1 pseudogene is annotated in these 327 nt (G+C 43.7%); it reads right to left on the bottom strand.

What is annotated here, in order from left to right:
• A pseudogene (locus tag B4237_RS07785) lies at positions 1–327 on the bottom strand (radical SAM protein); the annotation flags it as partial.

Raw genomic sequence — 327 nt, 5'->3', positions numbered from 1 at the left:
GAACCACTTTGTACAGGTAAATGCAAGTGAGAAACCATTTGTGGCAAATCACGGTAGCATTGAATCAAGTCATCAGAGAATTCGAGTGGGTGAGACGTGGTGTAACGTAAGCGACCAATCCCCGGGATTTCCGCAACTAAACGTAATAATTCAGGGAATGTGCAGATACCACCTTCAAAAGTTTCGCCACGATAACCATTTACGTTTTGACCAAGTAAGCTGATTTCACGAACACCTTTTTCAGCAAGGCCCGCGATTTCTGCCAATACATCATCTAATGGGCGAGAAACTTCTTCACCACGAGTGTAAGGAACAACACAGAATGAA

This window comes from Acinetobacter sp. UBA6526, assembly GCF_002434875.1.
Classification (GTDB): Bacteria; Pseudomonadota; Gammaproteobacteria; order Pseudomonadales; family Moraxellaceae; genus Acinetobacter; species Acinetobacter venetianus.
This window is presented reverse-complemented; position numbering and strand designations above follow the sequence as displayed.